The 25,998-nt window shown below is 68.6% G+C and carries 28 protein-coding genes; 9 read left to right on the top strand and 19 right to left on the bottom strand.

Going from position 1 to position 25,998, the window contains the following annotated elements; genetic code table 11:
• A partial coding sequence (locus GVV86_RS06745; RefSeq protein WP_201291374.1) for an IMP dehydrogenase occupies window positions 1–378 on the top strand: 378 nt, incomplete at its 5' end.
• Window positions 379–564: 186 nt separating this feature from the next.
• Here the strand turns inward: GVV86_RS06745 and GVV86_RS06740 are convergent.
• The 7 genes from GVV86_RS06740 to GVV86_RS06710 all read right to left on the bottom strand — a co-directional run bounded on the left by GVV86_RS06740 (window position 565) and on the right by GVV86_RS06710 (window position 6,262).
• A complete protein-coding gene (locus GVV86_RS06740; protein ID WP_159802184.1) occupies window positions 565–1,395 on the bottom strand; it encodes an alpha/beta fold hydrolase in 831 nt (276 codons plus the stop codon).
• 167 nt (window positions 1,396–1,562) lie between these two features.
• On the bottom strand, window positions 1,563–2,195 hold the full coding sequence (locus GVV86_RS06735) for a pyridoxamine 5'-phosphate oxidase family protein (protein ID WP_159802182.1): 633 nt from the start codon (window positions 2,193–2,195) through the stop codon (window positions 1,563–1,565).
• A gap of 219 nt (window positions 2,196–2,414) precedes the next feature.
• A complete protein-coding gene (locus tag GVV86_RS06730; RefSeq protein WP_159802180.1) occupies window positions 2,415–3,350 on the bottom strand; it encodes an NADP-dependent oxidoreductase in 936 nt (311 codons plus the stop codon).
• A gap of 61 nt (window positions 3,351–3,411) precedes the next feature.
• Complete coding sequence (locus GVV86_RS06725) at window positions 3,412–3,900, bottom strand: nuclear transport factor 2 family protein (RefSeq protein WP_159617489.1); 489 nt, start codon at window positions 3,898–3,900, stop codon at window positions 3,412–3,414.
• Between the two features lie 136 nt (window positions 3,901–4,036).
• Window positions 4,037–4,543 carry a MarR family winged helix-turn-helix transcriptional regulator gene (locus GVV86_RS06720; RefSeq protein WP_159617488.1) on the bottom strand — a complete coding sequence of 169 codons (507 nt, stop codon included), beginning with the start codon at window positions 4,541–4,543 and terminating at the stop codon, window positions 4,037–4,039.
• Window positions 4,544–4,646: 103 nt separating this feature from the next.
• Window positions 4,647–5,552 carry an alpha/beta fold hydrolase gene (locus tag GVV86_RS06715; RefSeq protein WP_159802178.1) on the bottom strand — a complete coding sequence of 302 codons (906 nt, stop codon included), beginning with the start codon at window positions 5,550–5,552 and terminating at the stop codon, window positions 4,647–4,649.
• A gap of 134 nt (window positions 5,553–5,686) precedes the next feature.
• Window positions 5,687–6,262, bottom strand: a complete 576-nt coding sequence (locus GVV86_RS06710) for a TetR/AcrR family transcriptional regulator (protein WP_159617486.1) — start codon at window positions 6,260–6,262, stop codon at window positions 5,687–5,689.
• Window positions 6,263–6,421: 159 nt separating this feature from the next.
• Between GVV86_RS06710 and GVV86_RS06705 the strand changes: the two genes are divergently transcribed.
• Together GVV86_RS06705 and GVV86_RS06700 are read left to right on the top strand one after the other, a co-directional pair.
• Window positions 6,422–7,375: an SDR family NAD(P)-dependent oxidoreductase gene (locus tag GVV86_RS06705; RefSeq protein WP_159802176.1), complete on the top strand. Its 954-nt coding sequence runs from the start codon at window positions 6,422–6,424 to the stop codon at window positions 7,373–7,375.
• 313 nt (window positions 7,376–7,688) lie between these two features.
• Entirely contained in the window at window positions 7,689–8,081 is a 393-nt protein-coding gene (locus GVV86_RS06700) for a nuclear transport factor 2 family protein (RefSeq protein ID WP_159802174.1), read from the top strand.
• A gap of 102 nt (window positions 8,082–8,183) precedes the next feature.
• Here the strand turns inward: GVV86_RS06700 and GVV86_RS06695 are convergent, their stop codons facing one another.
• Together GVV86_RS06695 and GVV86_RS06690 are read right to left on the bottom strand one after the other, a co-directional pair.
• Window positions 8,184–8,789 carry a TetR/AcrR family transcriptional regulator gene (locus GVV86_RS06695; RefSeq protein ID WP_201291373.1) on the bottom strand — a complete coding sequence of 202 codons (606 nt, stop codon included), beginning with the start codon at window positions 8,787–8,789 and terminating at the stop codon, window positions 8,184–8,186.
• 202 nt (window positions 8,790–8,991) lie between these two features.
• Window positions 8,992–9,741: an SDR family oxidoreductase gene (locus GVV86_RS06690; protein WP_159802172.1), complete on the bottom strand. Its 750-nt coding sequence runs from the start codon at window positions 9,739–9,741 to the stop codon at window positions 8,992–8,994.
• Between the two features lie 222 nt (window positions 9,742–9,963).
• On the opposite strand from GVV86_RS06690, the gene cofD reads away from it, so the two are divergent.
• Window positions 9,964–10,947, top strand: a complete 984-nt coding sequence (cofD, locus tag GVV86_RS06685) for a 2-phospho-L-lactate transferase (protein ID WP_159802170.1) — start codon at window positions 9,964–9,966, stop codon at window positions 10,945–10,947.
• Here cofD and cofC read toward each other — a convergent pair.
• Genes cofC through GVV86_RS06665 form a run of 4 tightly spaced genes read right to left on the bottom strand, consistent with a single transcriptional unit; the run spans window position 10,944 to window position 14,468 of the window.
• Window positions 10,944–11,555 (bottom strand): 2-phospho-L-lactate guanylyltransferase, encoded by a 612-nt coding sequence (gene cofC, locus GVV86_RS06680; RefSeq protein WP_159802168.1) that lies wholly within the window; start codon window positions 11,553–11,555, stop codon window positions 10,944–10,946. The genes cofD and cofC overlap by 4 nt on opposite strands.
• Window positions 11,552–12,364: an ABC transporter ATP-binding protein gene (locus GVV86_RS06675; RefSeq protein WP_159617481.1), complete on the bottom strand. Its 813-nt coding sequence runs from the start codon at window positions 12,362–12,364 to the stop codon at window positions 11,552–11,554. Before GVV86_RS06675 ends, cofC begins: the two co-directional genes overlap by 4 nt.
• Window positions 12,361–13,470: a putative F420-0 ABC transporter permease subunit gene (locus GVV86_RS06670; RefSeq protein ID WP_425513918.1), complete on the bottom strand. Its 1,110-nt coding sequence runs from the start codon at window positions 13,468–13,470 to the stop codon at window positions 12,361–12,363. The genes GVV86_RS06675 and GVV86_RS06670 overlap by 4 nt, the downstream gene beginning before the upstream one ends.
• Window positions 13,467–14,468, bottom strand: coding sequence for a putative F420-0 ABC transporter substrate-binding protein (locus GVV86_RS06665; protein WP_159802166.1), 1,002 nt, complete (start codon window positions 14,466–14,468; stop codon window positions 13,467–13,469). The genes GVV86_RS06670 and GVV86_RS06665 overlap by 4 nt, the downstream gene beginning before the upstream one ends.
• 331 nt (window positions 14,469–14,799) lie before the next feature.
• Here GVV86_RS06665 and GVV86_RS06660 point away from each other — a divergent pair, with 331 nt between their 5' ends.
• The 4 genes from GVV86_RS06660 (at window position 14,800) to cofE (ending at window position 18,432) form a co-directional block, all read left to right on the top strand.
• Window positions 14,800–15,549 carry an SDR family NAD(P)-dependent oxidoreductase gene (locus tag GVV86_RS06660; protein ID WP_159617479.1) on the top strand — a complete coding sequence of 250 codons (750 nt, stop codon included), beginning with the start codon at window positions 14,800–14,802 and terminating at the stop codon, window positions 15,547–15,549.
• A 155-nt stretch (window positions 15,550–15,704) separates the two neighbouring features.
• Window positions 15,705–16,589, top strand: a complete 885-nt coding sequence (locus GVV86_RS06655) for a TIGR03620 family F420-dependent LLM class oxidoreductase (RefSeq protein WP_159802164.1) — start codon at window positions 15,705–15,707, stop codon at window positions 16,587–16,589.
• Between the two features lie 53 nt (window positions 16,590–16,642).
• Window positions 16,643–17,647, top strand: coding sequence for a TIGR03557 family F420-dependent LLM class oxidoreductase (locus GVV86_RS06650; RefSeq protein WP_159617477.1), 1,005 nt, complete (start codon window positions 16,643–16,645; stop codon window positions 17,645–17,647).
• Window positions 17,648–17,649: 2 nt separating this feature from the next.
• Window positions 17,650–18,432 carry a coenzyme F420-0:L-glutamate ligase gene (cofE, locus tag GVV86_RS06645; protein ID WP_159617476.1) on the top strand — a complete coding sequence of 261 codons (783 nt, stop codon included), beginning with the start codon at window positions 17,650–17,652 and terminating at the stop codon, window positions 18,430–18,432.
• Between the two features lie 57 nt (window positions 18,433–18,489).
• Here the strand turns inward: cofE and GVV86_RS06640 are convergent, their stop codons facing one another.
• The 5 genes from GVV86_RS06640 to GVV86_RS06620 form a co-directional block, all read right to left on the bottom strand.
• Window positions 18,490–19,194, bottom strand: a complete 705-nt coding sequence (locus GVV86_RS06640; RefSeq protein ID WP_159802162.1) for a response regulator — start codon at window positions 19,192–19,194, stop codon at window positions 18,490–18,492.
• Window positions 19,139–20,464 carry a sensor histidine kinase gene (locus tag GVV86_RS06635; RefSeq protein WP_246669894.1) on the bottom strand — a complete coding sequence of 442 codons (1,326 nt, stop codon included), beginning with the start codon at window positions 20,462–20,464 and terminating at the stop codon, window positions 19,139–19,141. Before GVV86_RS06635 ends, GVV86_RS06640 begins: the two co-directional genes overlap by 56 nt.
• Before the next feature lie 34 nt (window positions 20,465–20,498).
• On the bottom strand, window positions 20,499–21,386 hold the full coding sequence (locus GVV86_RS06630) for a hypothetical protein (protein ID WP_159802160.1): 888 nt from the start codon (window positions 21,384–21,386) through the stop codon (window positions 20,499–20,501).
• Window positions 21,383–22,336, bottom strand: a complete 954-nt coding sequence (locus tag GVV86_RS06625) for an ATP-binding cassette domain-containing protein (protein WP_159617473.1) — start codon at window positions 22,334–22,336, stop codon at window positions 21,383–21,385. Before GVV86_RS06625 ends, GVV86_RS06630 begins: the two co-directional genes overlap by 4 nt.
• A gap of 311 nt (window positions 22,337–22,647) precedes the next feature.
• The gene (locus tag GVV86_RS06620; protein WP_159617472.1) at window positions 22,648–23,241 is read right to left on the bottom strand and encodes an LURP-one-related family protein; all 594 of its coding nucleotides are present in this window, start codon (window positions 23,239–23,241) and stop codon (window positions 22,648–22,650) included.
• Between the two features lie 210 nt (window positions 23,242–23,451).
• Between GVV86_RS06620 and GVV86_RS06615 the strand changes: the two genes are divergently transcribed.
• Window positions 23,452–23,793 carry a DUF6968 family protein gene (locus tag GVV86_RS06615; RefSeq protein WP_159802158.1) on the top strand — a complete coding sequence of 114 codons (342 nt, stop codon included), beginning with the start codon at window positions 23,452–23,454 and terminating at the stop codon, window positions 23,791–23,793.
• A gap of 59 nt (window positions 23,794–23,852) precedes the next feature.
• Here GVV86_RS06615 and GVV86_RS06610 read toward each other — a convergent pair whose 3' ends face one another.
• Window positions 23,853–25,997, bottom strand: coding sequence for an iron ABC transporter permease (locus tag GVV86_RS06610; protein WP_159802156.1), 2,145 nt, complete (start codon window positions 25,995–25,997; stop codon window positions 23,853–23,855).
• Window position 25,998: the final 1 nt, after the last annotated feature.

The following is a 25,998-nucleotide window of genomic DNA, read 5'->3' as shown; positions in this document are numbered from 1 at the left end:
CAGGTCATGATCGGGTCCTGGTTCGCCGGGACCTACGAGAGCCCCGGGGACCTGCACACCGACAGCGACGGCCGCCGCTACAAGGAAAGCTTCGGCATGGCCTCCGCGAGGGCGGTGCAGCACCGCACCCAGGCCGAGGACGTCTTCGCCCGGGCCCGGAAGGGACTCTTCGAAGAAGGCATCTCCACCTCCAAAATGTACCTGGACCCCGCCCGTCCCGGCGTGGAGGACCTGCTGGACATGATCACCGCCGGAGTGCGCAGCTCCATGACCTACGCCGGAGCCCGCACCCTGGCCGAATTCTCCGACCGCGCCCTGGTCGGCATCCAGTCCGCCGCCGGCTACGAAGAAGGCCGCCCCCTCCCACAAAGCTGGTAACCGCACCGCGGCAACTGTGGTGGAGGAGGGTCCCAACGGCCGCAAGTTCCGGGGCGAGGGGCCGGTTCGACCCCTGAGCTCCCGGAGAAACCAGCAGCGGAGACCAGGGCGGGTGCCACCCCGTGATACCCGCCCGGGTCTCCGTGGACGTAGCCGCAGCCGAATGCCCGGCCACGGCTGCGCCCGTCAGCCGACTGTCTCGAGGAATTCGAGCAGGTCGTTGTTCAGGCGCTCTTTGTGGGTGTCCGCCAGGCCGTGCGGTGCGCCCTCGTATGCCTTGAACTCGGCCCCTTTGATCAGGGTGTGAGAGAGATTGCCTCCGACGTCGAAGGGCACAATCTGGTCCTCGGTGCCGTGGATGACCAGGGTCGGCACGTCGAATTTCTTCAGGTCCTCCCGGAAATCGGTCGCAGAGAACGCGGCGATGCTCTCAAAGGCGTTGCGGTGCCCCGAGGCCAGGCTCTGGGTGACGAAGGACATCTGCACCCCCTCGCTGGCCGCCCCGGGGTTCTTGTTGTTGCCAAAGAACGGCCCCGAGGCGAGGTCCCGGTACAGCTGGGCCCGGTCCGCCAGGGAACTCTCCCGCAGGCCGTCGAAGACGTCAATCGGCACGCCGCCGGGATTGTCGTCGGTTTTCAGCATGAGGGGTGGCACGGCCGAGATCAGGACCGCCTGGGCCAGCCGGGAGGTGCCGTGACGGCCGATATAGCGGGTGATCTCCCCGCCTCCGGTGGAGAAACCCATGAGGGTGACGTTGTTCAGGTCAAGGGCATCCATGAGCGCGGCGAGGTCGTCGGCGTAGGTGTCCATCTCATTGCCGTCCCACGTCTGGGTGGATTTCCCATGCCCACGCCGGTCGTGCGCGATGGCACGGTAGCCGTTGCTGGCCAGGAAGAGCTGCTGGGATTCCCAGCTGTCGGAGTTCAGGGGCCAGCCGTGGGCCATCACGACGGGCCTGCCGGCCCCCCAGTCCTTGTAGAAGATTTCGGTGCCGTCTTTGGTGGTTACAAAGCTCATCGCTACGCCTTCCGACTCTGCTGTGGGGGATCCGGGCTCCGCATCAGGTACCGGCGCCCGGTAGAGCAATAGTCGCGCAGACGCGTCAGCGGCCGAACGGTGTGCGTTAAATGGCCCAAATGTGACGGAACACGGACTCAGGGCGGGGCCAACCAGGCGGCAGGACGTCAGAGCTGGGCGAGTCGAGCCCGCAGGGCGGCGTTTTCGGCTTCGAGCCTGCCGATGCGCTGGCGGACCGGGTCGATGATTTCTTCGAGTTCGGCCAGCGTGTACCGGGGGGTGATGTGCCGGGGGCAGTTCCAGTCATAGGCCTCGACCTCAACGATGACGGCGCGCTCGACGGCCCCCTGGTAGCCCTCCAAGGTCAGGGCCTTGAGGATGTCCGGACCGTCTTCGGGTGTGACGATGCGGGCGCGGCCAAAGAGCTTGAGGCGGGTTTGGCTTGCATAGTCGACGGCGATGATCGCGACCCTTTCCGCTGCGCGGATATTTCCGGTGCTCACGTATTGCAGGTTGCCCTGGAAATCCGCCCAGCCGATGGTGTGCTTGTCCAGGACTTTGAGGAAGCCCGGCGGGCCGCCGCGGAACTGCACGTAGGGCCACCCGGTCTCCCCCATGCTGGCGAGATACATCCCGTCCCGCCCCTCGAGGTAGGTCTGCTCGCGCAGCCCCAGCGGGTCACCAGCGGAATCCGCGAGCGCGGCGGCGTCCGGGGCGGGGAAGTAGCTGGCGGTTCCGTGGTGTTCCTGCACCTTCCGCACCGCGGGGGTGAAGGCGATGTCTGCGTAGTGCTTGCTCATTGCGGTCCTTTGGGAGGAATGGTCGGCGGCCCGGACAGGAGGGGCCCCTCCCTGCGGAACCGGAGCCTTGATCGGGTGGTCCGGGGTAGCTGTGCTGCGCCGGACTGCGGTCAATGCCCGCAGGGCCCTGCCACTTGACGCTGTGTCGTCGGGAGCCGGTACTGATTCAACCGTGATTCCGGCTCGTCTATTTCTCCCCCGGCGAGATGGTGGCGGCCCTTACTCCCCAGGCGCCGCCAGTGATGGCAGGAGCACCACCCGGCCCCGCGCCGACCCGGCCGCGACCAGGCTCTGAGCGGCAGCGGCCTGCCCCAAAGGGAAGGTTGCCCCCACCCGGGGCTTCAGCCTGCCGCCCACAACGAGGGCGGTAAGCGCCTCAAGGTCACCCACGTCGAGGCGAGCGTAGACGGTGGTGGCATGGGGTGCGCTGTCGGCGATGGTTGCCACGCGAACCTGCGGAGCGGCCACCGCGCTCGTCATCTGGAGGGAGCCATGACCGGCGGCATCAAAGATTGCGTCGACGCCGCCCGGTGCCAGTTCCCTGATCCGCCCGGCGGCGTGCTCGCCGTAGGCGACCGGATCCACGCCGAGGAATGTGAGGTAGGCATGGTTGCTGGCCGATGCGGTTCCAATGACCCGGGCACCCCGGGCGATGGCAATCTGGCTGGCGAGGGAACCGACGCCGCCGCTGGCTCCATGGATCAGCACACTTTCGCCCTTGCGCACGCGCAGGGTGTGGACGACCGCCTGGTAGGCCGTAAGTCCTCCCAGCGGCAGGGCTGCGGCCTCGGCCCAGGTCATGCTTCGGGGTTTGTGCACGAGTGTTCCCACCGGGGTGGCGACCATCTCGGCATAGGTCCCCTGGTGCAACACGGCCTGGCGCGTGTACCCGAGCACTTCGTCGCCGGGAACGAATTCGGACACTCCCGCACCAGTTGCCTCGACGGTTCCCGCAACGTCCCAGCCCGGGGTGACCGGGAAAAAGGTGTCCATATGGTCCTTCATCACACCGTGCTGGATGGCGATGTCCGCGGGGTTGACAGCCGCTCCGCGGACCCGCACGAGCACCGAGTCCTGCGCCATCCTGGGCAGGGGTGCCTCTTCAACGACCAGTTGTTCCGGCCCGCCGAAGGCGTGGTAGACGACTTTCTTCATAGGTTTCCTTCTTTACACCCCTGGAACCTTAGGGACCCAGGGGCCGGATCGGTGGTGAGGTTCAGGCGCCGGGCAGGGCCATCGGCAGGTCCAGAAGGACCTTGTGGTGGACGATCTTCCACTCGTTGTCGATCCAGCGCAGGTCGGTGTCGTAGTAGCCGGCCTCGATCGGGGTTATGGTCCCCTGGGCGCCCAGAGTTCCCTCGGGCCAGCCGCCGTCGGGACGGACACTGCCCTGGACCTTGAACACCACGAACTGCGCATTGAAATGCGCGGTGTCACCATCGACCTCGATAATCGAGTCGACCGGGAGGTGGTGGCTTGATCCCCCGGGGGGATGCGGGGCCATGAAGTTGTCAACAGCGTAGGCCACGGCGGCGCCGCCGATCATGGGCTCACCGACCCGCTGATAATCACCCGCGAAGGTTTTCTCGAAGATTTCGATGACGGCGTCATCGGTGAACAGGGCACCCTGGCCGACCCCGTCCCGCCTGTCGGTGGCTCGGGTGTACCGGGCCAATACTTCCTGCACTGCTCGTTCGGGGCTCACTCAATTTCCTCTCAAGGGACCGGCCGGACAAAGGGTCTGTCCAGCGCGAGCGATCAACCTGAGACTATCATCTATTTATCTGAGACTCTCATGCATATATGTGAGAGTGTCCCGTCGCGACGTTCTACTGGTCGCCCTACACCGGGATGGGCTGGCTCCCCGCGGCCGACTGCTGCATGGCCTTCGTGGGCCGCGTCAGCAGCTGGAGTGCCGTGCGGACCGTCGTCAGTTCGTCGTCGGTGAGGGAAGCGAGCACCTCGGCGATCCACTCCCGGCTCTCACACAGGTTCTTGGACATCTCGAAGCCTGCGTCAGTGGCACCGATCAGTTTGATACGGGCATCGCGGGGATCGGCAAAACGCCGCACCAGCCCCAGTTCGAGGAGCTTGTCGGCCTTGGCCGTGATGTTGGAGGGGTCGCACCCAAACTGCTCGGCTATTTCCCGCATGGAAGAGGGCTTGAGGGCGGCGAAGCCGAGGACCCGCGCCTGAGCAAGGGTCAGTCCGGCCCGCTCGGCAGCGCGTTCGAAGTCGAGAAGGAATTGGCCCACGAACTCAAGCATGGCGAACCGCACCTCGGGGAACTGGCCCTGGGCGAAGTCGCCGGTCAGAGTTTCCCTGGTGAACGGCCGCTGAGTAGTCATCGGCCAAGTTTACCCGGGATGGTGGAGTAATAAGACAGTGTCAAGCGAATCCGTGACAGTGTCTACCATTGGATAAATCTGCAGCAGCCTCCCGACCGAATTCCTACCCCGCTTTCCGGGTGAGGAAGTCGCGGATGAGGTCGGCAATCTCGTCCCCGTGGGTCTCCAGGGCGAAATGGCCTCCATCGAGCAGGTGCAGCTCCGCGTCGGGAAGATCCCGCAGATACGCCTTCGCCCCCTCGGCGCCGAAGATGGGGTCATTCTTGCCCCAGGTGATCAGCGTCGGAGGGAGATGGGTTCGGAAGTACTCCTGAAAGCCCGGATAGAGATCAAGGTTGAACTGGTAGTCCCAGAACAGCTGCAGCTGAATTTCGGTATTGCCCGGGCGCTCCATCAGGGTCTGATCCAGGGTCCAGGTCTCCGGGGACAGCCGGTTCAGCCGGTCCTCCGGGACCCCGAAGGTGTACTGCCACTTGGTCCGCTCGGGCAGGAAGTACTTCCGCACACCGGCCTCGTTGGCGGGCCGGTCCTTGGCATGGGCGAACAGGATGTCCCAGAAGGGGGTGAATCCCTCAAGGTAGGCGTTGCCCGACTGCACCAGCAGGGCACTGACCCGCTCCGGCTGCGTGCTGGCGATGCTCAGCCCGATGGGCGCGCCGTAATCCATGATGTACACGGCGAATTTATCGAGCTTCAACTGGTCGATGAACTTCACGGTGATTTCGGTCAGGTGCTTGAAGGAGTACTCAAAGCCCTGGACCTGCGGCGCATCGGAGAAACCGAACCCGATCATGTCTGGGGCCACCAGATGGAAGTCCCCCGCCAGGTCCCTCATGAGCCGACGGAACATGTGCGAGGAGGTGGGAAAGCCGTGAAGCAGCAGGATGGTGGGTTTCGAAGGGTCTCCGGCCTCCCGGTAGAACACCGTATGCTCGTCGACCTGCGTGGTGTGCGTATGGGTGAGGGTGCCGGAGGTTGTGAAGGCGCCAGCGCCCTCGATGGTAGTCATCTCGAATGATCCTTCCTTGGCATCGTGAGACCACGTGGAAGTGAAACGCTGGCAGGAACGCCGGTGGCAGTCAACGATGTGGCGCCCGCCGCAGTTTTGTGACACCCGCCCGTTTTCGCGGGCGTCGGCGGGGGTCAGCCCCTCCGGGCGTAGAGGCCTTCCACAAGCAGGTCCATCAGCCGACCCGCCTGGGCCCGCTGAGTTGACTCTCCGGCGGCCAGCGCAATGCCGGCCAGGCTGATCAGGACGTCATCGGCGGGAATCTCGCTGCGCGCACCGTCCTGTTCCACCGCGGCATCGAGCAGTTCCTGGATTGCCGCGTTCAGGAGGTCCCGGCTCTCGGCATAGGGGGTCCCGCCCGAGGCGATGACCTCGTGCAGGGCGTCGGCCATGCCGATCTTCGTCGTCATGTAATCCATGAAAAGGTCCATCCAGGCGCGCAGGGCGGCCCGGGGCGCCAGGCGCTGAAGCAGTTCCGGCACGGCGCTGCTGACGGTTGTCAGTTCGTTGCGGTAGGCCGCTTCAATGAGGGATTCCCTGGTCGGAAAGTGCCGGTAGAGGGTTCCGATTCCGACGCCGGCTTCCCGGGCGATCGCGTCGAGGGTTGCCTCGAGGCCCTTCTCGGAGAACAACCGCACGGCGGCCGCCAGCAGCAGACTGCGGTTCCGCTGGGCGTCGGCGCGGAGCGGACGGTTAACAGTGGCGGACATTGCGGTTTCAGCTTTCGGTCATGGCAACAAGCAGTGCCGGATCTGAGGATTCCCGAGGTACCCGGAATAAAACGGAGTACCCTCCGGTTATTCTGGAAGTATACGGAGGACCCTCCGCTTCGATTCTAGTCGAGTTCGGCCCGTTGTAAGGAAATACTCATGTCCCCAGTTCGTTTCACCACCCCCTTCACCCGTGAATCCACAACAGACGACGTCATCGCCGGGGTGGATCTGACCGACAGGCGCGCCGTGGTCACCGGGGCCGCCTCGGGCATCGGCGTGGAAACCTCCCGCGCCCTGGCTGCCGCAGGAGCCGAGGTCACCCTGGCCGTGCGGAACCTGGAGGCGGGCAGGCGCACCGCGGCCGAGATCACCGCACAAACCGGGAATCCCCGCGTCCAGGTGGCCTCCTTGGAGCTCACCGATCAGGCCTCCATCGATGCCTTCACCGCAGCATGGGAAGGCCCCCTGCACATCCTGGTCAACAACGCCGGCATCATGGCCCTCCCCGAGCGCCATCTGACCCCGGAGGGCTGGGAGCTGCAGTTCGCCACCAACTATCTGGGCCACTTCGCCCTGACCCTGGGTCTGCACGGCGCTCTGGCCGCCGCCGGCAACGCGCGGATTGTCTCGGTGAGCTCCAGCGCCCAGCTGGTGTCGCCAGTGGTCTTCGACGACATCCACTTCGAAAACCGCGAGTACAACGAATGGCTCGCCTACGGACAATCCAAAACGGCAAACGTGCTCCTGGCCGTGGAGGCCACCCGGCGGTGGGCGAAGGACGGCATCACCGCCAACTCCCTGATGCCCGGCGGCATCCGCACCGGCCTGCAGCGCCACCAGGAGGACAACCCCGAAACCCGGGCGATCTTCGACGCCTACCCGTGGAAGACCCTGGAGCAGGGATCATCGACGTCGGTCCTCCTGGCGGCTTCGCCCCTGCTCGAGGGAATCGGCGGACTCTACTTCGAAGACAACAATGAAGCAGAACTGACAACCGATCCCAGCTCGCAAAACGGGGTGCACCCCCACGCCCTGGATCCGGAGGCCGCAGCACGCCTCTGGGACCTCGGCGTCACGATGATCGCGGCCCGCCGCGGGGGAACGGCGTAACCGCAGGCGAGGAAAGAGCAGCCAGGATCAGCAGGAGGAACTCCCCTGGCCGGGAGTTCCTCCTGCTCCGCGGTGGTTCGACCCGCGGTAGACCACCGGGGGAGTGCAATTGATCACTGCTGACGCCGACAATTTCCCCTGCGCACCTCACTAATGGACAATAAAGACAAGAACTTTCTTCATGCTGCATCCCGGAGCAGCTGGCCAGCCACTCCGGGCCAGACCCCGTCGACGTGATCCCCCGCAGCCGGTGAACGGTGCAGGATCCCGGCCCCGGGGCTTCCCCCAACCACCTTCCCCCAGAGGATTTCCCATGAGCAACGACATCACTGCCATCGCCGAGACCATTTACGAGCGGCTCTGCGCCGGATTTACCGACGGTGACTGGGACGCCTTCTTCGCCTACGTCGAGGACGAACTGCCCGTCGCCTGGCCCTCCGAGCCCGGAGCCGGAAGCTACGCGGGCGTCGAGGGACGGCAGTTCCTTGAGCAGCAACTGCGCTTTTTCGGCGGCGAGCACCGCCTCACCGAGATCACCCGCACCGCGACCACCGTCGCAGGGGACACGGTGTTTTTTGAGGACGTCAGCCGCGGCGAGATCGGCGGCGCCCCCTACCACGCACGCCACTGCGTCATCCTGACCATCCGGGGAGGCAAGGTCGCGGGCTTCCGCGAATACGTCGCCCAGCAGCCGGCCGGCTCCTGATCCTCGATCCCGACGTCGACGCCGCGCGCCTGCCGCCCGGCAGCGCCCCGTAGGTGGGCGGGACGGCCCGGGCGTAAAAAGTCGGCCGCCTTTCCCCGGCAGCTAGCCGGGGAAGGCGGACAGGGCCCGCTCAGCGACCTTCATGAGTTCGGCCCGGCCTGCGCCGCCTGCGGCCTGTACGGCGAGGCCCGCCGTTACGGAGGCCAGATACCGCGCGAGTTCGGTCGGGTCTTCGGAGGCGGACAGGTCACCGGCCTCGATGGCCTCCTGGAAGCGCTCGACGAATCTTTGCTCCCCCGCACTGCGGCTCGAGGCCAGGAAGTCCACGATCCGCTGGTCCTGGGGATGGCCCGAGAGTCCGCCCTGGATCGAGAGGCACCCCGGCGGCCGCCCCGGCAAAGTGATCGCCTCAACGTTCTTGTGCAGGTAGTGCGCTGCGACCTCACGGGCGGTCGGCTTCCCCAGCGCCTCGTCAACGTAGGCCATCTCGACCTGGGCGTACCGGCCGACGGCCAGCCGGAACGTGTCCTCCTTGTTTCCAAAGGCGGCATACAGGCTCGGCCTGCTGATGTTCATCGCCGTCGTGAGGTCCTCGAGGGTGGTCCCCTCATACCCCTGGCGCCAGAACACGTCGACGGCGCGCTCCAGCGCCTGGTCGACATCGAACTCCCGGGGCCTGCCTCGGACCGCCATGACGCCCACTCCCATCCGCTGCCGTCCATCACCCTGCTCCTCCGGAGAGCAGCTTATCTATACTTTGGGGAACATAATTGATGCGAGGGAAATTTCCCCTCCGCCGCGCCGGCCCGGCTCGGCCTGGCCCCGCAGGCACCCCGGGGCGGCGAAATAGTCCCGGCTCAAACGGAACGGGCCGCCACGCCGGTGGCGTGACGGCCCGTTCTACAGAGAACTACGCTCCGTAGCCACCATCGATGTTCAGGACGGTGCCGGTGACGTAGGACGCCCCCGGGCTGGCAAGGAAGAGTACGCCCGCGGCAATCTCCTCGGGACGCGCGAAGCGGCCCAGGGCCGTGTAGGAGTTGAACACCTCGGCCATGTCGCCGCTTTCCGGGTTCATCTCGGTGTCGGTGTAACCGGCCTGGAGGACGTTGATGTTGATCCCCCTGTGTGCGAGGTCACGCGAGGCGCCCCTGCTGAAGCCGGCCAGCGCGGACTTGGCTCCGGCGTAGTCGGCCAGTCCCGGTGAGCCGACGCGGGTGCCGACACCCGAGCCGATGCTGATGATGCGGCCGCCCTCGGGCAGGTGCGGGATGGCGGCGCGGATGGCCGCCACGATGTTGGTGTAGTTGATCCGGTGCTGGCGTTCAATGGCGTCGAAGTCCTCGAACTCGCTGGCCACCGGGGCCCACACGGTGATGCCGGCGTTGTTGACGAGGATGTCCAGCTTGCCAAAGTGTCCGACGACCCGCTCGATGAGCGCGACGGCCTGGGCCTGGTCGGCCTGGTCGGCCTGGAAGGCTGCGGCGCGCACACCGTGGGCCTGAAGCTCAGCGACGGTCTTCTCGGCCGATTCGGTGTTTCCGGCGTAGCTGATGGCGACGTCCGCCCCGGCCGCCGCGAAAGCCCGCGCCGTCGCCCCGCCGATGCCGCGGCTTCCGCCGGTGACGAGGACTACTTTGCCTGCAAATTCCTGTGACATGTGTCTGATTCCGATCCGGGCCCAAGCCCTAGAGTTTTTGACTACATGGATCAGAACTAGGCCCGTCCGATTTTTATTCCACGTGGAACAGAAATAGTTCTCCCGGCCTCCATCGGCGCCCGCAGCGGCCCGCATCGTCCGGCGCAGCAGACCTCCGGCGCCGGAGTGTCCCCTACGATTAAGTCCATCGAGGCGAGCGCCGCGGCGATCGGAGGGCAGGCAATGACACAACTGACGATCCTCGCCGGCGGTGTCGGTGGAGCGCGTTTCGTCCGTGGTGCCCGGACCCTTGCGGCGGCGATGGATCTGGACATCACCGTCATCGCCAACACCGGGGACGACCTCTGGCTCACGGGACTGCGGGTCTGCCCGGACCTCGACTCCCTGATGTATTCCCTCGGCGGAGCGAACGACACCGAGCGCGGCTGGGGCCGGGCCGGCGAGTCGGAACGGGTCAGCGCTGAACTGACCGCCTACGGGGTGGGCTGGCCCTGGTTCACCCTGGGGGACCTTGACCTGGGGACCCATATCGCCCGCACCGCACTGCTGCGTGAAGGGCTTTCTCTCACCGAAGCCACCGAACGCCTGGCGGCGCGGTGGAAACTTGGAGTGCGGCTGCTGCCGGCCACCGACGACGAGGTGGAGACGAACGTCGAGGTGGCCGATGAGGAGGGGGAGACCCGGCTCATCCACTTTGAGGAGTGGTGGGTGCGCCACCGGGGCAATATTCCAACCCGCCGGTTCGTCCAACAGGGCATCCAGTCCGCGGTTGCCGCCCCGGCCGCGCTCGAGGCGGTCGCCTCGTCCGACGTCGTGCTGTTCGCCCCGTCGAACCCCGTGGTGTCCATCGGGACCATCCTCACGCTGCCCGGGATGGGCCAGGCGCTGCGCAACTCCCCGGCCCGGGTCGTCGGGGTGTCGCCGATCATCGGCGGCGCCGCGGTGCGGGGCATGGCCGAGCTGTGCCTGCGGACGATCGGCGTGGAGGTGTCTGCGGCCGCCGTCGGCCTTCACTATGGATCCCGCCCGGCCGGCGGGCTCCTCGACGGCTGGCTCGTGGATTCCGCCGATTCGGAGACACTGGGGCCGCTGCGCGCGGCCGGGATGGAGGCACGGGCGGTCCCGCTGTGGATGACCTCCGACGAGTCATCGGCGGCGATCGTGGCCGAGGCGCTGAACCTCGCCGCCGGGACGCGGACGGCCTAGGCGGCCGGCAATCCCCGGGCGGCGACGGCCCGCGCCGTCTGGGACCCTACCCCGTGCCGCAGCAGGAAGGTGAGATCAGGGAGCTCGTCGACATCCCAGCGCAGCGGGGAGGACGGGGGGACGTCAAGTACCGTGTGGCCGCTCCCTTCGTGCCGCTGACGGGAGCCCGGCCCGAACTTCGGGTCGAGGTCCGGCGCCCGGCCGGCCAGCAGGGTGGTTCCCCTGCCGGAGTGGTCCGTGACCATCGCCCGCCCGGACCGTCCGGCGGCGGCGAGGACCCGGTCGAAGTCGGCGGCCCGAACGCCGGGAAGGTCCGCGGTCGCCACCGCCGCCGGGCCGGGCCCGGCCCGGCGGAGGCCCGCCGCAACCGCGGGGTTCAGGCCCCGGCCGGGGTCATCGACGATCAGCACCCCGCGCGGCGCCGCGGCCCGCATCCGGGCGTCATTGCTGACCAGGATGACCCTTCGGACGGCGCGGCTCTCCTGGGCGGCCGCGAGGGTGTCGAGGGCGAAGGCCAGGGCGAGGTCCTCGACACCGTCGAGCTGCCGCCGCAGGCGGGACTTGGCAAGGTGGAGCCCTTTCACCGGGATCACCAGGTTCCAGGTCATGGCCGCTCCGACCCGCCGAAGGCGAACACCGGACGCCCCGTCAGGGGGTTGTCGAGCCGCACAGCGGGCACTCCGTACACGGAGCGGATCAGTTCGGGGGTGAGCGTGCTGGCGGTTTCCCCGCTGGCGACCACCCGTCCCCCCGCCAGGACGATGACATGGTCGCAGGCCGCTGCGGTGAGGTTGATGTCGTGCAGCGCCGCGACGACGGTGGACCCGCCGCGCGCGAGCTGCCGGAGCAGGTGGAGCACCCCGGCTTGGGCGCGGAGGTCGAGGTGGTTGGTCGGTTCGTCCAGCAGCAGCACCCCGGTCTCCTGGGCCAGCGCGCGGGCAATGTGCACCCGCTGGCGCTCTCCGCCGGAGAGGCTGTCGAGCCGCCGTGCGCCGAATCCCTCGAGGCCCACCTGGGCCAGGCTGCGCTGCACAATGAGTTCATCCCGGGCGGTTTCGGGGGCGTACGCAGGCCGGTAGGGCAGGCGACCGGTCAGGACGGCGTCGGCCACGCTCAGCGGGACGTCGGCGTCGACCTGCTGGTCGACGAAGGCAAGGTGCTGCGCCCGCGCCTTCCGCTTCAGGCTCCGCAGATCCGTCCCTGCGAGGCTGACCTGCCCGGCCGTCGGTTTGAGGATCGCCGCCATCAGGCGGAGGAGAGATGACTTGCCGGCCCCATTGGGCCCGAGCAGCCCCGTGACGGCGGAGCCGGGAAGGGTGCATTCGATCCCCGACAGGATCAGGCGCTGACCGGCGCTGTAGCTGAGCCCGTGCGCCCGAAGCTCCCCGGCGGCGGCGATTGACCCTGCCGCGCTCATGACTGTGCCTTCCGCCGCCACAGCAGCACGGCGAAAACCGGTGCACCGATCAGTGCGGTAACGATCCCCACCGGGATCTCCCGCGGCTCGAACACCGTGCGGGCGAGGGTGTCGGCCCAGACCAGGAACACCGCGCCCGCCAGCGCCACGGCCGGCAGCAGAACCCGGTGCCGTGCACCGGTCAGCAGTCGCACCGCGTGGGGAAGAATCAGCCCCACGAAGCCGATGGACCCGCTGACCGAAACCATCGCCCCGGTCAGCACCGCCGTTCCGGCGAGAAGCACCCAGCGCAGCGCCGGGACATTGAGCCCGAGGGCGCCGGCGGCGTTGTCCCCGAAGGAGAATCCGTCGAGCAGTCCTCCCGTGAGCAGGATCGGGATCCCGGCGAGCAGGAACGCGGCAGCGGTGATCGCCACCGAGGTCCAGGTGCTGCCGGCCAATGAGCCAAGGAGCCAGTTCAGGACCTCCCGGTAGGAGTCTCCCTTGGCGGAGTAGAAGATGACGAAGGATGTCAGGGCCGAGGCGGCCGAGGAGACGGCGAGGCCGGCGAGGACGGTGCGGGAAGGGCTGATCGCCCCGGCCGCAGCGGCCAGGGACAGGGTGAGCACCAGCGCGGCCATCGCCCCGGCGAACGCCGCGAGGGGAAGCACGACGGCGGCGCCGAGCAGCAGGACCGAGACGGCGCCCAGGGAAGCGCCCGAACTCAGTCCCAGGAGGTAGGGATCCGCAAGGGGGTTCCGGGTGAGGGCCTGCATCACGGTGCCGCTGAGGGCGAGCCCTGCCCCGACGAAGGCGGCCGTCAGCAACCGCGGGAGCCTCAACTGCCAGAGGATGGCTTCCTGCACCGACGACAGGGCTCCCGCGTCACCACCCGCCGGAGAGGTGCCGAAGCCGGCGACTCGCTCGGCGGCCGAGCGTGCCACCTGGAGGGGTGAGATGTCGGCCGGCCCGATGGTCAGCGCAAGTACCACGGAGACGGCGAGCACGCCTCCGAGTGCCAGCGGTACCAGGGCGGCCGGGCGCGCCCCGACCCGGCGCACGGCCGCCGGATACCGGCCGGTGGGCGGCGCGCCGTCGCCGGGGCGGGCGCGGTGCTGCAGGCTCACGGAGCGAGCGGGTCGAGCTGACGCAGCTGATCCTCGAGGGACAGTGCCGTGTCGACGCTTCGCACGCCCGCTTCACCGCCCGCGAAGGGAACCGTGAGGTAGCGGGACTCCCGGACGGCGCGGAGCTGGGCCGTGGCCGGATTGGCGGTAAGGTGGTCGATCTTCTGCTCAGCGGTGTTCCAGGCCGCGTCAACGAGGACGATGACATCCGGATCGGCCGCGGCCGCGGCCTCCCAGGACATGGGGCTCCAGCTGTCGTCGATGCCTGCGGCGACGTTGCGCAGCCCCACGGTCTCCATCAGCAGCTGGGGTGCGCCGGTGCCTGCTCCCACGTACGGGGTTTTCTCCCCCGAGCTGTACCACAGGGCGGACAGGCCCGACCCGTCCGGAGTGATTCCTGCCAGCTTGTCCGCCTCCTGCGAGACGACCAGGTCGGCCCGGGCCTCCACGCCGAAGATGCGGCCCATCTCCGTGATGTCGTTGAAGATGGAGTCGAAGGTCAGCGGATCGGGCTTGTAGCCCTCCGCCTTGCAGGCGGCCGGCGAGACGTACGTCCGAACGTCGAGTGCCTCAAGGGACGCGCGGTCCCCGGCTCCCTCGGCAGAGAAGTTTGACTCCCAACCCCCATAGACGAGGTCCGGTTCCAGGGCGAGCGTGGCCTCGGTCCCCGGAAGCTGGTCGGAGAGCACAGGAATCCGGGCGTCGGCATACGCGTCGGGCAGCGGCCCGTCGGCGAAGGCGCTGCCGACAATCCTGCTTCCCAGGCCGAGGCTGAGCAGCATCTCGGTGGCGGTCGACTTGATGGTGACGACGCGCTGGGGCGCCGCCTCGAAGGTCACCGGGGTGCCGCAGTTGTCGATGGTCACCGGATAATCTGCGGCGGCCGTCCCGGCCGGTGGATCCACCGGGGAGGAGCCCGGCTGGGAAGGGCCGGCGCAGCCCGCGGCAAGGAGGATCAGGGCACCGGCAGCCGCGAGGTATCGGGGGGTGGAAAACATTGTCCGTCCAGGGGGCGCAGGGAACGCTTCGGTTGAAGCGCTGGAGTTGGCCCACCCGTGACCCAGATCGAGGCCACCCGATCGGCAGACGCGCCGATGGAGGTGTTCCGACGATAGCACCGAAAGTGCCATATACGTACCGGATGGAACATAATATGACCAGGCTCACGGGCGCGCCACACAGAGGGCCGCGCCCATGGGCTCGGGGCCCACCGGGTTTCCACTTTTTAGAACAAACTGTCCAAAAATGGGAATATCCTCATCTGGGGCTCGTTATACGTACCGTACGATACAAAATCATGGCCCCGGCCACTCCCCCTGAGGAACCCCAATGTCTGAAAACACAAGCCTTTCCGGCAAGACCGCCCTCGTCACCGGCGGCTCCCGCGGCATCGGAGCCGGCATCGCCCGCTCCCTCGCCGCCCAGGGCGCCACCGTCGCCCTGACCTACTGGTCCTCCGCCGACGCCGCCGAGGCCCTCGTCGCCGAGATCACCGCCGGCGGCGGCAAGGCCGTGGCCGTGCGCGCCAACAACGCCGACCCCGACGCCGCCCGCCAGGGCGTCCGGGACGCCGTGGACGCGCTGGGCTCCCTGGACATCCTCGTCAACAACGCCGGCGGCGGCTGGTTCGAGCCCTTCACCGAAACCCCCGACGAGCACATCGAGGCCTCCATCGACCTCAATATCCGCGGCACCGTCTACACCACCCAGGAAGCCCTCAAGCACCTTCCCGACGGCGGCCGGATCATCACCATCGGCAGCATCAACGCCATCAGCATCCCCTTCGTCGGCGGTGCGATCTACGGCATGAGCAAGGCCGCCCTCGTCGGCTTCACCAAGGGCCTGGCCCGCGACCTCGGGGCCCGCGGCATCACCGCCAACCTCCTGCAGCCCGGCCCTATCGACACCGACGGCAACCCCGCCGACGGCGAATCCGCCCACATCATGGCCGGCATGACTGCCCTGAAGCGTTTCGGCACCCCCGCCGACGTCGGGGCCCTCGTCGCGTGGATCGCCAGCGACGCAGCGAACTACCTCACCGGAGCCACCATCTCCAACGACGGCGGCTGGACCGCCTGAGCCCCCGCCGACCAGCACACCCCGCGGCGGATCGGTAATCCCGGGCCGTGGGGTGTGCCGGCGGCACACCGGAGGACACCCCTCCGCCCTTACGCAGACGAACGAAACACCTGGCAGGCAGCGCGCCCGGCCACGGTCCGGACGATGGAGACCCCATGAATGATCAGAACGCCCCCGTAGCACTCGGCAGGGTCGGCATGTGGAGCATTGAGCTCAGCGGCCTTGAACCAGCAGCGGCAACCGAGGTGGCAGCCGAACTCCACTCCCAGGGTTGGGGTGCCATCTGGCTCGTCGGCGCGGGAGGCCCGGGGATGTGGAAAGCGGCGGAGCGGATGCTCGACGCCGGCAGCGAGGCGGCCGTCGCCTTCGGCGTCATGAGCATCTGGGGGGCTGACGCCGACGCCGCCCCGGCCGAGCACGACCGCCTGACTGGCAAGTTCGGGCCCCGGCTGATGAGCGGGTTCGGGGTAAGCAACTCCCACTCGGCCGCCGCCGTCGGCAAGGACTTCACCACTCCGATTAACGAGATGAACAAGTACCTCGACCTGCTCGACGGCGCGGCCCCGGCCCTTCCGCGATCCCAGCGCCTGCTGGGAGCCCTCGGTCCGCGCATGGTCGACCTTGCCGGCCGGCGCACCGCAGGCATCCACCCCTTCCTGGTCACCGCCGAATCGAATGCAGGCTACCGGGACATCCTGGGCGCGGAGGTGTTGATCGCGCCGCACCTTGGCGTCGTACTGGAGGAGGACCCCGCACGTGCGCGCGCCATCGCCCGCCGCGGTGTGGGCATGTTCATCGGGTTCCCGGCCTACCAGGCCAACCTGCGCCGCCTCGGCTTCACCGACGCCGACCTCGTCCCGGGCGGAAGCGACCGGCTGATCGATGCGACGGTCGCCTGGGGCAGTGTGGACCGCATCGCGGACCGCATCGCCGAACACCATGCAGCAGGCGCCGATCATGTGGCCCTGCACGTGATGAACGGGCAGCCCGGGCTCCCGCTCACCGAGTGGCGCGAGCTCGCCCCCCTGGCACGCCGCTAACGCAGGCGCGCCTTCCCGGCACCCCTCCCCCCTACCGTGAAAGTGACACCGCCATGACCACCTCGTCGAACATCGGGTACGCCGCCATGCTCGAACAGTTCCACCCGACCGAGGCGGTCGCGCTGGCCGCCTACGCCGAGGAAAGAGGCTTCAGCGGGGTGATGGCGGCCGACCATTTCCAGCCCTGGGTGCCGGCCCAGGGGCAGTCCTCGTTCGTGTGGAACGTCCTGGCCGCCGTGGGTGAACGCACCCGCGGCGGCTTCGGGCCCGGCGTCACCACGCCCACGTTCCGATGGCACCCGGCGATGGTGGCGCAGGCGTCGGCCACCCTTGCCGCCATGTATCCGGGCAGGCACTGGCTCGGGCTGGGCTCGGGCGAGGCCCTCAACGAGCACATCGTGGGCGGGTACTGGCCGGAGGTCCCCGAACGCATCAACCGCATGTTCGAGGCGATCGACATCATCACGAAGCTGTTCACCGCGTCCCTGGCCGGCAGGGACGTCCGCCATAACGGTCAGTACTACAAGATGGAATCGACCCGGCTGTGGACCATGCCCGAGGTTCCGCCGGAGATCCACGTCGCGACGGCCGGCCCCGTGACTGCGAAGCGGGCGGGCAAACACGCCGACGGGCTGATCACCGTCGGGGCGCCGCTTGAGAAAATCGAGTCGCTGTTCGAGCGGTTCCATGCGGGGGCGGCCGAGGCGGGCAAGGACCCGGCCACCCTGAAGAAGGTTCTTCAGCTCCACCTCAGTTGGGCCGACACCGACGAGGCCGCCCTGGCCAACGCGATGACAGAGTGGCCCAACGGCGGCATGAAGTTCCCCAAGGGCGACATCCGCTCGCCCTTCGAACTCGAGCAGATGGCCAAACTGGTCCGGCCCGAGGACTTCGAGGGGCGCATGGTGATCTCGGCGGATCCCGACGTCCACCGCGCGCAGATCCAGCGGTTCGTGGACCTCGGCTTCGACACCATCTACCTCCACAATGTCGGCCGCAACCAGCGGGAGTGGATCGACGAGTTCTCCCGCAGCGTCCTTCCAGCCCTGAGGTGGTGAGCATGGATCAGCTGCGGGCCTTCGCGCTCCAAGGCATCGGGGAGATCACCGAAGGTGCGGACCTGGCGGAGGTGATCCGGCAGGTGTCGGCCGGGACGCTGCGGAACGGTGACATCCTGGTGGTGTCGTCGAAGATCTTCTCGAAAGCCGAGGGCCGCCTGGTGCGGGCCGAGGACCGGGAGGAGGCAATCACCCGGGAAACCGTGAGGGTCGTCGCCACCAGAACCCACCCCGGCGGTGTGACGCGCATTGTGGAAAACCGCAACGGGATCATCGCGGCGGCGGCGGGAGTCGATACGAGCAATACAGCGCCGGGCACCGTCCTGCTGCTGCCCGTCGACCCGGATGCCTCCGCGCGGCGGCTGTGCCGCAGCCTTAGGGAGTCCACCGGGCTGCGGCTCGGCGTCATCATGGCCGATACGCTCGGCCGGCCCTGGCGGCAGGGCCAGACGGACGCGGCGATCGGGGCGGCAGGGGTGCAGGTGTTTGAGGATCTCCGCGGGACCCGCGACCGGGCAGGCCACCTGCTCAAGGCATCGGTTCCGGCGGTCGGCGACGAAATAGCCGCCGCGGCCGACCTGGTCAAGGGAAAGGCCGAAGGGGTTCCCGTCGCCGTCGTCCGCGGACTTTCGCGCTTCGTCGTCGACGACGCCGACCTGGACTCCACCCATGGCGCAGCGAGTCTGGTGCGGCCGGCGGCAGAGGACATGTTCAGGCAGGGCTCCGAGGAAGCCTATGCGGCCGGATACGCCGCCGGGCTGGCGGCCCGTCCCGCCGGAGACTGAGCGGGCGCCCCACCGGGGCGGCTCGGCGGAGTTCAGTGCAGTAACCGCGGTAACCGCTCAGTGTGCCGGGCCGGGCACCACGATGCCGTTCTCGTACGCATACACCACCGCCTGCACCCGGTCCCGCAGGCCGAGCTTCATCAGGATGCGCCGCACGTGGGTCTTCACCGTCGCCTCCGAGAGGAAGAACCGTTTCGCCAGCTCCGCGTTCGACAAACCCTCCGCCACCGCCTCCAGGACCTCCCGTTCCCGCGGGGTCAGGTCGGCCAGCCGCTTATCCGGCACCGCTGGAGCCGCCTGCGCCGGCTGCAGCGACCTCACATAGGTTTCCAGCAGCCGCTGGGTGACCCGCGGCGCGACGACCGCGTCACCGCTGGCCACCACGCGCACCGCCGAGACCAGGTCCGACGGCGCCACATCCTTGAGCAGGAAGGCCGACGCTCCGGCCTGCAGCCCGGCGAACGCATACTCATCGAGGTCGAAGGTGGTCAGGATGATGATGCGCGATGCCACCCCGGACGCGGTGATCCGCCGGGTGGCCTCGATCCCATCCCCCAGCGGCATCCGCACATCCATCAGGATGACGTCGGGAACCAGCCGGCCCGCAAGGCGGACCGCCTCCTCCCCCGTGCCGGCCTCCCCCACCACCTCGAGATCCGGCTCGCCCTCAAGGATCAGCCGGAAACCCATCCGCAGCAGCGGCTGGTCATCGGCGAGCAGGACCCGAATGGGCTCGCCCGGCGTTGTGGGGTTCGTCGTCATTGTTCCCTTTCCTCTCTTGGTGTCCCGCCCCGTCGCCGGCGTCGGGAACAATCAGCTGTGCTTCCACGACCCAGCCGCCCGAGGGCCTCGCGCCGCTTTCGGCGGTGCCCCCGTAAATCGCCGCCCGCTCCCGCATGCCGGCGATGCCCCGGCTGGAGCCAAGGGATACCACAGGGTCCATGGCGCCCCGGCCGTCGTCGGAGATCCGCAGAGCCACCCGGTCCCCGGCTCTTGCAATGGAGACATCCACCGCCGTGACGCTCTTGCCGTAACGCAGGACATTGGTCAGTGACTCCTGGATGATCCGGTACACGGTGAGCTGGAACGCCGGATCATCAGGCAGCCCCGGTCCACTGCTCGTCACGCGCAGCGGCAGGCCCGCAGCACGGAAGCCGTCGAACAGCTGAGCCAGCGAGCCCGACGCAGGCAACGGCTCAAGGGAACCGGCCTGTGCCTCAAGGCGGAGGACGCCCAGGACACGGCGCATGTCGGCGGTTGCGGCACGGCCCGTGCTGGAGAGCTCACCGAGGACGGCCAGCGCACGGTCTGGGTCGCGCTTCATGACGACGGCGGCACCGTCCGAGAGCGCCACCATGACCGTCAGGGAGTGCGCAATCACGTCGTGCATTTCCCTTGCGATGCGGTTCCGCTCCTCCGCCGAGGCCAGTTCCGCGTTGCGGGCGGCCCACCGGCGTACCTCCTCCTCGTGCTCGCGGTCGCGGCGGACCGCAGCCCCGATGCCGACGGCAATGGCCAGGAACAGTATCAGGAACCCGCTGGACAGGAAGATGACAGCGGGCGCTTCCTCGAACCTCTCGCTGGGCCCGAGGAGGATTGCTCCTATCGCAGTGACGGTCGCACCGACCGCTGCCGCGAGGGTTTTCCCCAGCGGATAGGCCGCGGCCACCGTGTACAGGGCGGCCAGGACGGCGGAGCTGATGCTGACGGTCCCCCCGGCGAGGAGGGTCACCGGGGGATCGAGCAGCGCCACCACGGTGAGGACGGTCAGGGGACGGTCCCGGCGGACCGCGAGCGCCCCGGCCGCCAGGAGGACGCCCGTCAGGCCCAGCCAGTTGCCGGCGGACGCCGTCAGGACGATGGCGTCGGGGAGGGCGATCACAAGGTAGGCCAGGACGACGACGGCGTCCATGATCCGGGGGTGTCGGCGGAAGTACCTCCGGAGAGGACCGCGCCTGCGGGTGTTGAGCTCGGTGAGGGAACCTGCCGCCGTTCCTTCGATGGGTTCCCCCACCGAGGAGGTGCCGCTCATGGTTTTCGGTCCATGGGGCGAGTGTAGGGGGTGATCAGACGTCCCGCTTCTTGGTGACGACCAGGGATGCCGCCAGGAGCAGGAGCGACCACCCGCCAAGTATCAGCGCACCCTGCCACTGGGTGAAGGCACCCTCGGCGATGGTTGTCGCGACCATCTGGTCCCCGCCCGAGCTGGGCAGGAACCGCCCGAGCTCGGCGACCCACTCAGTTCCCATACCGAAGACGGTGAAGAGGATCGGCAGGACAAGCAGGACGCCGATCGAGGTGACGACCCCGCCGGCCGTGTTGCGGATCAGGGTTCCGATGGACATGGCGAAGATGGAGACGAGGGCAAGCACCAGCCCGGTGTTCACGATGTGCAGGAGCGCACCTTCCTCACTCAAGGCAAAGCCCAGGTCCGCGCTGTTCAGGATGGGCTGCGCAACGAAGTAGCCGATAAGGGCCGACCCCGCGCCGACGATGAAGGAAATTCCGGCCATGACTGACTGCTTCGCCAGCAGGGCAAGGCTCCGGCGCGGAAGCACGACCAGAGTCGAGCGGATCATTCCGGTTCCCCACTCTGATGCGACAAGCACCACGGCAAGCGAGGCCATCAGCAGCTGCCCAAAGGCGAGGCCGGACCCGGGGATGCCGAGTCCGGCGGGTGCGGCGTCGGACGGCCCCTGCATCTGCGCGGTCATCTCCGGATCGCCCTCAATGCCCAGGGACACTGTGGTCTGCCAGGCGAGCAGGGCGGCCAGGCCGATCATGACGACGGTGGTGATGAGAATCAGGATGACCGTCGAGGGCACGCTGGTGATCTTGATCCACTCGGACTTCAGTGCCCGGACGAAGGAGACGCCGGATTCGAATTCGTGCCGGGGATGCGCGCGCGGATCCGGCAGGGCGGGGGTGGGTGCGGTGGTGGCTGGCGTGGTCATGCTCGGTGTCCTTCGGTTGAAGCCGCAAGGAGACCGCTGGAGGGCAGGCTGTGCGACTGGTATTCGACTTCTTGAGAGGTGAGCTGCATATAGGCGTCCTCGAGGGACAACTGGATCGGAGTCAGTTCATAGATAAGGACGCCGTTGCGTACTGCGATTTCCGCGATACGGCGGGGCTCCACACCGGTGATTTCGAGCAGTTCGGGCTCCAGGATCTGCGAGGAGACGCCGTCGGCAGCGAGGCTGCCGAGGAGGTCCTGCGGCCGGTCCGCGCGGACCCGGACCCGGGCTACACCCTGACCGTCGATGATCGACTGGATCGGGGCGTCGGCGATGATGCGTCCGCGCCCGATCACGATGAGGTGATCGGCCGTGAGTGCCATCTCCGACATGAGGTGCGAGGAGAGGAAAACGGTGCGCCCCTCGGCGGCGAGAGACTTCGCAAGGCGGCGCACCCACTGGACGCCCTCGGGGTCCAGCCCGTTGACCGGCTCATCGAGGATGACGGTCTGCGGATCGCCGAGGAGAGCAGAGGCGATCCCCAGGCGCTGACCCATCCCGAGCGAGAATCCACCCACGCGCTTCTTGGCGACGGGACCGAGACCAGCCAGTTCGATGACTTCCCGGACCCGGCTGTCCGGGATGGCGTGGGTCGCGGCCAGGGCGCGCAGGTGGGTGTAGGCGGAGCGCTTGGGATGGACCGCCTTGGCGTCCAGCAGGGCTCCCAGCTCGCGCAGGGGCGCCTTGTGCTTGACGTAGGGCAGCCCGTTCACGGTGGCCCGGCCCCCGCTCGGGTTGTCGAGGCCCACGATCATGCGCATGGTGGTTGACTTGCCCGCACCGTTCGGGCCAAGGAATCCCGTCACCTTGCCCGGCTGCACGGTGAACGACACGGCGTCGACGGCGGTCTTGGTGCCGTACCGCTTTGAGAGTGCCTGTGCCTCGATCATGACTGCGTCCTTCAGATAGTGAAATGCGTTCTGGAAGCCTGCTTCTGCAGGCTTTCTTCCAACCTAGGCCGGGGCCGGTGGCCGGTAACCGGCCCCAGGGATGATCCCTGGGCACGCCGTCGTACGTCTTTCGAATGACGCCGGGTGCCGTGCCATGACGGCCGGAGTCGAGCTCCTTGCTGGGCGATGATCCGAGGACAACGTCCTTCTACCCCTCTAAGTTGCCGGCCACTTACATTATTCCCGCGGGGCCGCAACGCGCCCCCGGCTCGGCTGTCGCCGTCGCAGGGGCGTTCCCAGCCAGCGGGGGCCTACCGGGCCTGCAGTGCGTCGAGGGCGACGGCCATGGCGGCGGCAACCCGTCCATCAACCTGCCCTCCGGGGACGGTGACCAGGTAGCTGTCGCCCAGTGACCGGCGGCGTTCCGAGGTCAGGACAGGCTGACCGGCCGTGTCGAGGAAGTCGAAGTGGAACAGGAACGGGGACGGGAGGAAGTCGGCGATCGGCGTCAGGTCCCACAGCCGCCTGGCCACCGCCACACCGGCGCTGCGTTCGCTGCCCACGGCCTTCACCCCGTCAGCGTCAAGGTGCCAGGTGGAGCGCAGCAGGGACTTCCCGAAGTCTTTCCGGAAGCTGCCGATCGGCCTGCCGCCGACGTCGAGCACGTCGTAGGTGGCCCCGGCGTCGAGGCTTTGCCGTGCCCGAAACGAGAACAGAGCGGTGGTTCTCGCTTCGTCCGCGTAGAAGGTGACCTGCTCCCGAAAGGCCGCCCGCTTCTGCTGGGCGACGGCGAGCAGGGCGCCCGGCGCGCCGGCGTCGTCCGTGGCACGGATTTCGTAACGGTTCACCAGCACGGTGAGTTTCTGCACCAGGGTGAAGCGTTCGATGCGTTGCAGCGTTTCCATTGTCTTTTTTTCCTCAGGATTGCTCCGACACCGGGTGCGGTGCGGGAGGGGTGGTCGATTGACCCCTGAAGCGTAGGTGAGGACGGTATGCCGGCGCGTCAGCAGTAGGAGGGAGATTCCGGCCCGGGGGCGTCACCCTTTCGGCTGATCTTTCGGAACGGCCGGAGGCAAAGCGGGGCCTCCGGCCGGAACGCTGATAGGACTGGGTGTATGACTGACACGGGATCCCCTTACGCCTTCGACCCTTCACGCGTCATCGCGTCGCGGTCCCTGCGGACGGCCGACGGCGGCGGCGTCACCGTGCGCCTCTGTGCGCCCCAGCGGATGCCGGATGCCCCCGGGGACTGGTACTGCGCTTTCCGGATCGAGGGGTTGGGAGCGGAGAAGCCTGACGGCTACGCGCTGGGCATCGATGCGGTCCAGGCACTGCTGCTGGCCACGGTCAGGATCGGCGACCGGCTGGCGCTGACCGCACAGCCGCTCACCTTCCTCGGAGGATCGGAGCTCCGATTCCCCCGGACGACGGAGCACGGCACCGAGCTGATCCTGTAGCGGGGCCGATTCCGGAGGAGCTCGGCCCTGCAAGGGCGGCGCGCCGCCTGTCCGGGCTTCTAGGCGGTCCGGTCAACGCGCGAGCGCCACAGCAGGTAGACGAAGTACGGGGCGCCCACCAGCGCGGTCATGATCCCCGCAGGGATCTGCGCCGGAGCGATGACCGTCCGGCCCACCGCGTCCGCCAGGACCACCGTGCAGGCTCCGATGAGCGCCGCCACGGGGAGCACCCGCACGTGCCGCGCCCCCACCAGGCTGCGGGCGGCATGCGGTGCGACCAGGCCCACGAAGGCGATCACCCCCACCGAGGACACCGCGCCCGCCGTCAGCAGCACCGCTGCGGAGAGCGCCAGCAGCCGCGAGGCGGTCAGCCGGACGCCCAGCACCCGCGGGGAATCGTCGTCGACGGCGATCAGGTCAAGCTCGCGCCGCAGGCCGGTGAGCACGGGCAGCGTCAGCGCGAGCGCTGCCAGCGGCGGAAGGGTCGAGGCGAAGGTCCGGCCGTAGGTGGAGCCGGAGAGCCAGGTGAGGGCCTTGGTCTGGTTGTACGGGTCGGTGCTCACCAGGAGGACGGTGATGGCCGCCGCGAGCCCGGCCGACACCCCGATGCCGATCAGCACCAGGCGGTTCTGCTGCAGCCCGCCGCGGAACGCCAGCCCAAAGACGAGCAGCGCGGCAACCGCGGAGCCCAGGAGCGCCGACCCGGTGATGAGCCAGGATCCCGCCAGCGGGACGGTGGTGATGACGAGGATGGCGGCCAGCCCGCCGCCTCCGGACACCCCGAGGATGCCCGGCTCTGCCAGCGAATTCCTTGAGACCGCCTGGATCAGGGCGCCGGCGATCGCCAGTGCCGCCCCGGCGAGCACGGCCGCCGCGACGCGCGGCACCCGGGTTTCCAGCACGGCGCTGACGCGGTCGCCGGCCCGGCCGGTGAGCCAGTTGGCCAGGTCGCCGAGCAGCAGCTTCGCATCACCGAGCAGCGCTCCGGCCACCAGCAGCCCGACCAGGAGGAACACCAGGCCGCCCAGGACGGCGAGGAAGACCCTGCGGGAGCGCAGCCGGGCCAGCGCGTCCCCGGCGGCGCTCAGACCGGCATCGGACATCCGCAGCGCCAGGACCACCAGGAACACCGCACCGAAGACTGTGGTGACCGCGCCCGTCGGCACCTCCACTCCGGCCTCGGCGCCGAAGGCGCCGCGTACCACCACGTCGGCCCCGATCACCACCACCGCCCCGGCCAGTCCGGACACGGGGAGCAGCGCCCGGTGCCGGCCCAGCCCGCGCACGCGGGAGGCCAGCAGGCGCACAATGGCCGGCGCGCACAGCCCCACGAACCCGATCGGGCCGGCGATGGCCACCGCCGACGCGGAGAGCACGACGGCAAGGACGACGGCACCCACCCGGGCCAGGCGCGGATCCGCCCCAGCCAGCCGGGAGGCGTCATCGCCCAGGCCGAGAAGATCCAGCCGGCGGGACAGAACCAAAAGCCCCACGGCGGCCGCCGCGACCACCGGAGTGAACTGGAGCAGTTCGTCGGGCCGGGACTGGGCCAGGCTGCCCTGGCCCCAGGCGTAGAGCCCGGTGGTCTCCTGGCTGAAAAGCAGCAGCAGGGCGCCGGTGGCCGAATGCAGCCCGAGTGCCAGCGCGGTGCCGGCAAGCACCAGTCGGATCGGCCCGCCGTTGCCGTTGGCGCCGCCCCCGGACAGGGAAAGGACCAGCAGGGCCGCGGCCAGACCCCCGACGAAGGCGAGGCCGCCGGAAAGCAGGGCGGGAAGGGTGATGCCGAAGGCCGCGACGGCGACGATGACGAAGTGGGCGCCCGCGTTGACCGCCAGCGTGTCCGGGGCGGCCAGGACGTTGCGGGTGGCCGACTGCAGGGCGGCTCCGGCGACCCCCAGCGCCACGCCGACCAGGGCTCCGGCCGCCAGCCGGGGGAGGCGGGAGGCGAGCAGGACCGCCGCCTCCTGGTCGGAGCCGCTGCCGGCCAGAAGCCCCAGCAGGTCGGCGGGTCCGACGTCGGCGGTGCCCTGGGTGAGGTGGATCAAGGCGAAGAGGACCAGGACCACAAGCCCGACGCCGGCAGCGGCGGCGGCCGAACCCCGGGCGCCCGGGACGGGGCGCAGGTGCGGGAGCGCGGGCGCGCCCGCCACTGCCACCGGTGCGGCCGGGGCAGGCCGGGCGGCCCTCTTCGCAGTCTCGGTCATG

Origin of the sequence: Arthrobacter zhaoguopingii, assembly GCF_009828595.1 — a bacterium.
Taxonomy (GTDB): domain Bacteria; phylum Actinomycetota; class Actinomycetes; order Actinomycetales; family Micrococcaceae; genus Arthrobacter_D; species Arthrobacter_D zhaoguopingii.
The sequence above is the reverse complement of the archived record's forward strand: the minus strand, read 5'-3'. Positions and strand labels throughout refer to the sequence as shown.

Coding starts and splice junctions, on each gene's coding strand:
- cofE (WP_159617476.1), top strand. CDS start 17,650: ATGGATCAGCTGCGGGCCTTCGCGCTCCAAGGCATCGGGGAGATCACC.
- cofC (WP_159802168.1), bottom strand. CDS start 11,555: ATGACCTGGAACCTGGTGATCCCGGTGAAAGGGCTCCACCTTGCCAAG.
- GVV86_RS06710 (WP_159617486.1), bottom strand. CDS start 6,262: ATGTCCGCCACTGTTAACCGTCCGCTCCGCGCCGACGCCCAGCGGAAC.
- GVV86_RS06740 (WP_159802184.1), bottom strand. CDS start 1,395: ATGAGCTTTGTAACCACCAAAGACGGCACCGAAATCTTCTACAAGGAC.
- GVV86_RS06715 (WP_159802178.1), bottom strand. CDS start 5,552: ATGACTACCATCGAGGGCGCTGGCGCCTTCACAACCTCCGGCACCCTC.
- GVV86_RS06615 (WP_159802158.1), top strand. CDS start 23,452: ATGACTGACACGGGATCCCCTTACGCCTTCGACCCTTCACGCGTCATC.
- GVV86_RS06630 (WP_159802160.1), bottom strand. CDS start 21,386: ATGACCACGCCAGCCACCACCGCACCCACCCCCGCCCTGCCGGATCCG.
- GVV86_RS06705 (WP_159802176.1), top strand. CDS start 6,422: ATGTCCCCAGTTCGTTTCACCACCCCCTTCACCCGTGAATCCACAACA.
- GVV86_RS06720 (WP_159617488.1), bottom strand. CDS start 4,543: ATGACTACTCAGCGGCCGTTCACCAGGGAAACTCTGACCGGCGACTTC.
- GVV86_RS06660 (WP_159617479.1), top strand. CDS start 14,800: ATGTCTGAAAACACAAGCCTTTCCGGCAAGACCGCCCTCGTCACCGGC.
- GVV86_RS06640 (WP_159802162.1), bottom strand. CDS start 19,194: ATGACGACGAACCCCACAACGCCGGGCGAGCCCATTCGGGTCCTGCTC.
- GVV86_RS06655 (WP_159802164.1), top strand. CDS start 15,705: ATGAATGATCAGAACGCCCCCGTAGCACTCGGCAGGGTCGGCATGTGG.
- GVV86_RS06700 (WP_159802174.1), top strand. CDS start 7,689: ATGAGCAACGACATCACTGCCATCGCCGAGACCATTTACGAGCGGCTC.
- GVV86_RS06625 (WP_159617473.1), bottom strand. CDS start 22,336: ATGATCGAGGCACAGGCACTCTCAAAGCGGTACGGCACCAAGACCGCC.
- GVV86_RS06650 (WP_159617477.1), top strand. CDS start 16,643: ATGACCACCTCGTCGAACATCGGGTACGCCGCCATGCTCGAACAGTTC.
- GVV86_RS06665 (WP_159802166.1), bottom strand. CDS start 14,468: ATGTTTTCCACCCCCCGATACCTCGCGGCTGCCGGTGCCCTGATCCTC.
- GVV86_RS06695 (WP_201291373.1), bottom strand. CDS start 8,789: ATGGGAGTGGGCGTCATGGCGGTCCGAGGCAGGCCCCGGGAGTTCGAT.
- GVV86_RS06675 (WP_159617481.1), bottom strand. CDS start 12,364: ATGAGCGCGGCAGGGTCAATCGCCGCCGCCGGGGAGCTTCGGGCGCAC.
- GVV86_RS06620 (WP_159617472.1), bottom strand. CDS start 23,241: ATGGAAACGCTGCAACGCATCGAACGCTTCACCCTGGTGCAGAAACTC.
- cofD (WP_159802170.1), top strand. CDS start 9,964: ATGACACAACTGACGATCCTCGCCGGCGGTGTCGGTGGAGCGCGTTTC.
- GVV86_RS06635 (WP_246669894.1), bottom strand. CDS start 20,464: ATGAGCGGCACCTCCTCGGTGGGGGAACCCATCGAAGGAACGGCGGCA.
- GVV86_RS06730 (WP_159802180.1), bottom strand. CDS start 3,350: ATGAAGAAAGTCGTCTACCACGCCTTCGGCGGGCCGGAACAACTGGTC.
- GVV86_RS06735 (WP_159802182.1), bottom strand. CDS start 2,195: ATGAGCAAGCACTACGCAGACATCGCCTTCACCCCCGCGGTGCGGAAG.
- GVV86_RS06690 (WP_159802172.1), bottom strand. CDS start 9,741: ATGTCACAGGAATTTGCAGGCAAAGTAGTCCTCGTCACCGGCGGAAGC.
- GVV86_RS06610 (WP_159802156.1), bottom strand. CDS start 25,997: ATGACCGAGACTGCGAAGAGGGCCGCCCGGCCTGCCCCGGCCGCACCG.